Here is a 7352-nt window from a genome sequence, read left to right as displayed (position 1 = left end):
TCTGCTTACTGCCACTCTTAAAATTTTAGAACGTGGTCTTGACAAGGGGCCCATTATAGTGTTCTTGTTGAAGTACCGGTCATGCTCACGCTGGTAAAATTTGCAAATAATACAAAGGGGTGGTTTGTAAAGTGAGTTGTCCAAATGTTAAAGAATGTGCTTGTCCCAAAAAGACTTGTCCGAACAATGGAAAATGCTGTGCTTGTGTAATCAAACATAAGAAAACAGATAGCTTACCCTTTTGCCTATTCCCCGATAATGAAGGAGATAAGAGTCTGAAAAACTATTATGCAAAACTAAAGCAAAGATTCGAAAACAAATAGACCATACGAATTTTGCTTTGTTGTACTTATTCGTTAGCCTCTAAATCCTTGAGGGTATTCCCGTTGTCGTCCTTCCAGCTTGTAAGGCCATTGGCACTCTTTCCAATGACAAACATCGCTGCGTAGGAGGGGCTAGAAAAGAGTACGTCCTCAGTCAAAATTCCATTTGCATCAAGAGGAGCAGCTTTCCGTTCTTCCTTTAGCGTTTTGGAGATGGTGTGGTCATCCTCCTTGGAAATATGGCTCCCCGCAAGGACTACAAAGCCTTCTGCCGTTTGCCGTCCTCTAGCTTCTACTAGACCAACATTTTTGATTGTCCTCTTTAGGTAAAACTGAAGGGGGCTATTTTTTTTGTTATCCGTGGAGTCCGTTTTTTCCTCGGTGGAGAGCGTCACGGGTTCAAACAATTTATGGCCTAAAACGCCCATGATGACCTTGGCATAGTCGATGAATTCTTCCAGTTCACATTCCTTTTCTTCCGTGATGTTATCCAGCGTAGGGTCGTTCCCATTTTTGACCTCATAGCGGTTCGCCTTGAGTGCAAGGTTGCAGAACCGATTTTCAAGATAGCTAATCTCGGTCGGTCCGAAGGAGTTATTCGATGTGGTAAACACGATGGCTTCAATCCAGTAATCCTTTTCAGGATTCCGACGATGTTCCAAAAGGCGCGTCAAGATACCCTCGCCGTTTTTCCTTGCTCCGGCTTGACCGATGTAAACGACGCCTTTTCCGGTGGTATCGGATTTACCAAAAAGAAAATACACGCCACTCTGTTTTAGGTCGTCACGCTCTTTGCAGTTATCCAGTTTTGTCCTTGGGATTTTATATGCCACGCCCGTCCAGTTGGCGAGGGTACATTTCATCCTTCCGCTTGATTCTCCATCCATCAAAAAGAGATTGATGCTCTTGCCTCGTTTTGCCATGATTCCGTATCTCCCTACAGGTCTATTTATCTCTTATATCATACCACGCCTTTGTCTGAAATAGGCAATGAAAAAACACCCAAGATACCATCTTGCGTGTTTGAGCAGCATTTGATTCAACTTGTCATGATGGGAGAAACCCTGATAAATAGGGAGGTTTTGCCATTTGCACACGGGGGTGTGCAAAATTTTGGTAATCGTTGGATTGTATCAACGACTGACAGGGTTGAGATCCCGCTTGCGGTTCTGGCGGTATGTTTATCCAAAGCGGAGATTTTGTCAACCAAACAGGCATGAATGCGAACAGCACCATGACCTTTTATGGTCAGGAAAAAGTAGACTACAATGCCAAGCTCTGCCTCATGAATATGGCTGTCCATGGATTGACAGGAATTATCAAATCGGGCGATGAAGCCAATACCTTCTATCACGACGCCCATCACCTGGCAGGACAGTGTGACTACGTCATGGCTAATCCCCCCTTCAACGTAGACAAGGTCAGGGCAGAAGAGTGCCAGAGTGCCGGACGCCTGCCTTTTGGTATGCCCAGCGTGAACCAGAAAAAGAAAGAAGTAAGCAATGCCAATTACCTGTGGATATCCTATTTTTACAGCTACCTCAATGACCGGGGCCGGGCAGGCTTCGTCATGGCCTCATCGGCTACGGATAGCCAGAGTAAGGATGTCGATATCCGCGAAAAGTTAATCAAGACAGGCCACGTCGATGTCATGGTCAGCGTGGGCAATAACTTTTTCTACACCAAGTCCTTGCCTTGCTCCCTCTGGTTTTTCGATAAAGGCAAAGCCGTCGAATTACAGGATAAGGTACTGTTCATCGACGCCCGCAATTACTATACCGTCGTCGATCGCACGCTCAACGAATGGACCGAATGGCAGCTGAAGAATCTGAACGCTATCGTTTGGCTCTACCGCGGCGAAGTAGAAAAATATCAGGATCTGCTGGCAGCATACCATACGGCCTTAGGCAGTGATGATCCCTTTGCCGAACAGGTGCAGAACTTGCTGGATCAGGAAAAGGCCCTGCAGGAAGAAAAGAAAGAAGCCGTAAAAGACTTGCCTAAAAAAGAGAAAAAGAACGTCGAGGCGGCATTTGATGAAAAACTGGCAAAACTTACGGACATCCTTACCGTAGCCAAAGACGCAGACTGGCTCTATAGCAAATTTGGTGACGGCGTCTATGCCGACATCCCGGGCCTTTGCAAAATAGCCACCATCGACGAAATCGAAGAAAAAAACTGGTCCCTCACACCCGGCGCCTACGTTGGCGTAGCCCCGGAAGAAGACGACGGCGTCGACTTCACGGCACGCATGAAAGAAATTCACCAAGAACTCCTCACACTGCAGGCAGAATCCAATGAACTCATGGATACCATCGTGAAAGATATGGAGGCAATGGGGCTATGGCTTTAAAAAGTACATACATAACAGCTGAAGAATATTGTGACTCTGTTCGAGATGGAACTCATGATACACCAGAACCAATAGAATCGGGGTATAAACTGATAACAGGTAAACATATCAAGAACGGTCAAATAGATGCAAGTGAAGCCTACAACATTTCTGAAGATGATTATGATGCCATTAATATAAGAAGTCGTGTTGAACAGTGGGATGTTTTATTATCTATGATTGGTACTGTTGGAGAATCTGTACTTGTCAGAGATATTCCCAATTATGCTATTAAAAATTTAGCGTTGTTCAAATGTGGAGGTAATTCATTAAAGGGAAAATGGCTTTATTATTACCTGCAATCTCCATATGCAAAATCAATGATGATTAGCACTATGAATGGGTCTAGCCAACAGTTTTTATCTTTAAGAAAATTAAGAGATTTTCCTATTTTAATTACAGATAAAAAGCGGATGTCTAAAGTTGTGGACATCCTTTCCGCCTACGACGACCTCATCGCAAATAATCAGAAGCAAATAAAACTCCTGGAAGAAGCGGCTCAGCGCTTGTATAAGGAATGGTTCGTGAAATTGCATTTTCCCGGCTATGAAAATGTACCTGTCGTCGATGGTGTGCCGGAAGGGTGGAAGAAAGAAGATTTTTCAAAAATTATAAATATTATGAGTGGAGGGACTCCTAAGACGGATAATCCCAATTACTACGGAGGCAATATTCCTTTTTATACGCCTAAGGATAGTGGTGAGCATTTTTTTGCTTTTCAGACTGAAAAATATATTACAGAAGAAGGCTTAGAAAATTGTAATAGTAGGTTATATCCTGTAAATACAGTCATCATCACTGCCCGGGGAACCGTTGGAAACTTGGCATTACTAGCTGTGCCTATGGCGATGAATCAATCGTGCTTTGCTTTAAAATCGGACAAATTAGATGCTCCGTATTATCTTTTTTTTGCAGTTCACAAAGAGATTGAAGCATTTAAAAAAATGGCTAACGGGGGAGTATTTGATACTATAGTATTGAGGACCTTTGACAATATAAAAATGACTATTCCAAACAAAAATATAGTCAAAAATTTTGAGGAAACAGTAAAGCCAATTATGGAGCAAATAAAAATTAAAATAAAACTGAATTTGACTTTATCTGAAGCCCGTAACCGCTTATTGCCCAAGCTTATGAGCGGGGAAATCGAAGTATAAAGGGGGTGTGTCTGTTTGAGTTACGACTATTCCGAAAACGTTCTGGTCCGGGATGGTGCCGGTGAGGTGCTGGCGGAGCTGGGCTGGGATGTGCAGCTGGCCTATGATAGCGAAAAATTAGGGAAAGACGGGACGTACGGCCGGGAAAGTTACCGTGATGTCCTGTTATATGGGCGCGTAGAAAAGGCATTGAAGAAATTTAATCCCTGGCTGACTAAAGATCAAATGCTTGAAGCTCGGCAAGGACTGGAAAGACGGTTGTCTACGGCGTCCCTCTTACAAATCAATGAAGAAAAATATTCTTTCCTCCGCGACGGGATTCCCGTCACGGTCAGGAAAGCAAATGGTAAAACGGAAAAGAAACAGGCTATCCTCATGGATTTCAAAAATCCTGAACGCAATGAGTTCCTGGCCTTGAAGGAACTGAAAGTATACGGTGAACTGTACCGGCGCCGGGCAGATATCGTCGGCTTCGTGAATGGCATCCCTCTGCTTTTTATCGAATTGAAGAAGCATACCGTCGATGTGCGCAATGCCTACGACGATAACTACCGCGACTATTTGGACACGGTGCCCCAGCTCTTTTACTATAATGCCTTTATCATGCTCTCTAATGGCGAAGAAGCCAAGGTCGGTACTCTAGGCAGTGCCTATGAGTTTTTCCACGAGTGGAAACGACTGGCTGAATCTGATCCCGGCGACGTGGCCCTGGAAACGATGCTACGGGGCATTTGCCGCAAGGAAAATTTCCTCGACCTCTTCGAGAACTTCATCCTCTACGACCATTCTGGCGGCCATACGGCAAAAATTTTGGCGCGGAATCACCAGTATTTGGGCGTCAATGAGGCCGTAAAGGCCTATGCGGACCGGCAACTGAATAAAGGGAAACTGGGCGTATTTTGGCATACCCAGGGCTCAGGCAAGAGCTATTCCATGGTCTTCCTGGCCAAAAAGATACTGCGCAAATTCATGGGCTCGCCGACCTTTGTCGTCCTTACCGACCGGGAAGAGCTGAACCGGCAAATCAGCGATACCTTCCAAAACTGCGGCCTTTTGGGCAAGGAAAGTGCGTCCCGTTTTATGGCTGCGAGCGGTGACGACCTGGTAGCAAAACTAAAAGGCAATCCAGCCTTTATCTTTACGCTCATCCAGAAGTTCAACCGGCCTGATGCGGCACCGATTATACCGGATCACGATATTATCATCATGTCCGACGAAGCCCATCGCAGCCAGTACGGCATTTTTGCCGAAAATATGATGCACCTCTTGCCAACGGCCTCGCGTATCGGCTTTACCGGTACGCCCTTGCTCTCCAGCGATAACATTACAGTCCGGACCTTTGGCGGCTACGTATCGATTTATGACTTCCGCCGTGCTGTAGAGGATGGCGCGACGGTGCCCTTATACTACGAAAACAGAGGCGAAAAAATACTCAACCTTGAGAATCCGGATATTACCGACAAAATTCTCGATGCTATCGAAGCGGCCGATGTCGATGGAGACCAGGAAGAAAAGCTGGAACGGGAATTTGCCAAGGAAGTCCATATCCTCACGGCAGAGCCACGCTTACAAGCCATTGCCCGCGATTTCGTACGCCATTATACGGATCTTTGGACCAGCGGTAAGGCCATGTTCGTCTGCCTTAACAAGGTAACCTGTGTGCGCATGTACAACTACGTCCAGAAATACTGGCAAGAAGAAATCAAGCAGCTGGAACAGCACCTGCATAAGGGCTCCCAGCAGGAAGCACAGGAACTGAAACGAAAACTGCAATGGATGAAGGAAACGGAAATGGCTGTCGTCATCAGCCAGGAACAGAACGAAATCAAGACCTTTCAGAAATGGGGCCTCGATATTGCCTATCACCGCGAAAAAATGGAAAAACGCAAGCTCGATAAAGAGTTTAAGGACGAACAAAATCCCTTCCGGGTCGTCTTTGTCTGTGCCATGTGGCTGACGGGCTTTGACGTCAAATGCCTGTCCTGCCTCTATCTCGATAAGCCCCTCAAGGCCCATACGCTGATGCAGGCCATTGCCAGGGCCAATCGCGTCAATGAAGGCAAGAGCAACGGCCTGATTATCGATTACATCGGCATCGTCAAGGCGCTGCGCAAAGCCCTGGCCGATTATACAGCTAATGGCAACGGCACGTCCGGCACGGACCCGACCATCGACAAAGAGCAGCTCATCAAGCGTATTTTAGAGATTATCGACCAAACGGAAACGTTTTTGGCACAAAAGGGATTTTCCCTGCCGGACTTGGTGAGTGCAACGTATTTTAAAAAGATTGCCCTCCTCAAAGAAGCCGCCAATGCTGTCTGCGGCACCATGGAAGATAAAAAGACCTTTACTACCTATACGGCGGAACTGAAGCGCCTCATGAAATACGCCGATCGCGATGATGTGTCCCTCCAGACACGCAAGCAATACGATGGCATCGTCGCCATCTACGGGGAACTGCAGAAGAAACGCCGTCACGTCGATACGACAGACCTGCAAGTCGCCATTAATCAGATTGTCAGCGACTATATAGAAATGGATACGTCGTCAGAACCGGCTGTCGCAGAAAAAAAGCCCCTGCGCCTCAATATTGCCAGTATCGATTTTGGCCGCTTGAGCCGGGAATTTGCCCGCGTGAAGAATAAAAACCTCCTCATGCGGGATTTAGAAGAAGTCATACAAAAGAAACTGGACGGCCTCCTTTTGCATAACCCGGCCCGGATCGACTATTACGAACGCTACCGGGCCATCATCGACGACTACAATAAAGAACAGGACAGGGCCACCATTGAACAGACCTTTACGGCCTTACTGGAACTGGCAAACAAACTCAACCAGGAAGAAAAACGCTACATCCGCGAAGGCTTTGAGAACGACGAAGAACTCTACGTCTTCGATCTTCTGTGCCGGGATGATTTAAATCCTGAGGAAATTAAAGAAGTAAAAAGCACGGCAGTCACTCTGTATGAAACCGTAAAAAAACAAATTGAGAAACTTGATCATTGGAACGAAAAGCCGGATACAAAGGCCATTATCAAAAATCTGATACGGGACACACTGTATAAATTACCCCTTTGCTATGATGACATGGAAATTAACCAATACCGTAATCAGCTTTACGAGTATGTATATACCCGCTATCGCACGTAACTGTTAGCAAAACTAGTGGTAATATGCTGATAAACAATAACGCGACTACGTCACAAAACGGTAACGTAGCCGCGTTTTTTTTGCCAATGTGCGCACTGATTTGCTTTCATGTTCGTCAAACAATTGCCAAAACTATGTAAAAGACATGTCCATCATTTACCACATGCGTGTTGATTACGTGTCAAACTTTGACAAATACTAGGCATAAAACGCGGCGCTCCTGCGTCACCCGTACCGCCTGGCTGTGCCAGTAGCCAAAAGGCCGCAAACCCCGGGAGTGTAAAATAGTTTGTGTAAATCGGTATTGCATGAATCTACTTTATGCCCCAT

Annotated in this window: 3 protein-coding genes and 1 pseudogene; 3 read left to right on the top strand and 1 reads right to left on the bottom strand. The window is 45.9% G+C overall.

Annotated features, from left to right (window positions below):
* Positions 1–349: 349 nt before the first annotated feature.
* Positions 350–1246 carry a GIY-YIG nuclease family protein gene (locus tag PGX44_RS13460; protein ID WP_370839058.1) on the bottom strand — a complete coding sequence of 299 codons (897 nt, stop codon included), beginning with the start codon at positions 1244–1246 and terminating at the stop codon, positions 350–352.
* Between the two features lie 242 nt (positions 1247–1488).
* Between PGX44_RS13460 and PGX44_RS13455 the strand changes: the two are divergent.
* The 3 genes and pseudogenes from PGX44_RS13455 to PGX44_RS13445 form a co-directional block, all read left to right on the top strand.
* A pseudogene (locus PGX44_RS13455) lies at positions 1489–2676 on the top strand (HsdM family class I SAM-dependent methyltransferase); the annotation flags it as partial.
* The gene (locus PGX44_RS13450; RefSeq protein ID WP_498855772.1) at positions 2667–3872 is read left to right on the top strand and encodes a restriction endonuclease subunit S; all 1206 of its coding nucleotides are present in this window, start codon (positions 2667–2669) and stop codon (positions 3870–3872) included. The pseudogene PGX44_RS13455 and the gene PGX44_RS13450, both read left to right, overlap by 10 nt.
* Positions 3873–3887: 15 nt before the next feature.
* A complete protein-coding gene (locus PGX44_RS13445; RefSeq protein ID WP_498855771.1) occupies positions 3888–7022 on the top strand; it encodes a type I restriction endonuclease subunit R in 3135 nt (1044 codons plus the stop codon).
* The last annotated feature ends 330 nt before the right edge of the window (positions 7023–7352 follow it).

Source organism: Caecibacter sp. AF58-12pH5A (genome assembly GCF_027681725.1).
Taxonomy (GTDB): Bacteria; Bacillota; Negativicutes; order Veillonellales; family Megasphaeraceae; genus Megasphaera; species Megasphaera hominis.
Note: the sequence above shows the minus strand (reverse complement) of the source record. Positions and strands in the feature narration are given on the sequence as shown.

What these genes read in the sequence shown, in the direction of transcription:
- PGX44_RS13460 (WP_370839058.1), bottom strand. Translation starts at nt 1,246, where the DNA reads ATGGCAAAACGAGGCAAGAGCATCAATCTCTTTTTGATGGATGGAGAA.
- PGX44_RS13450 (WP_498855772.1), top strand. Translation starts at nt 2,667, where the DNA reads ATGGCTTTAAAAAGTACATACATAACAGCTGAAGAATATTGTGACTCT.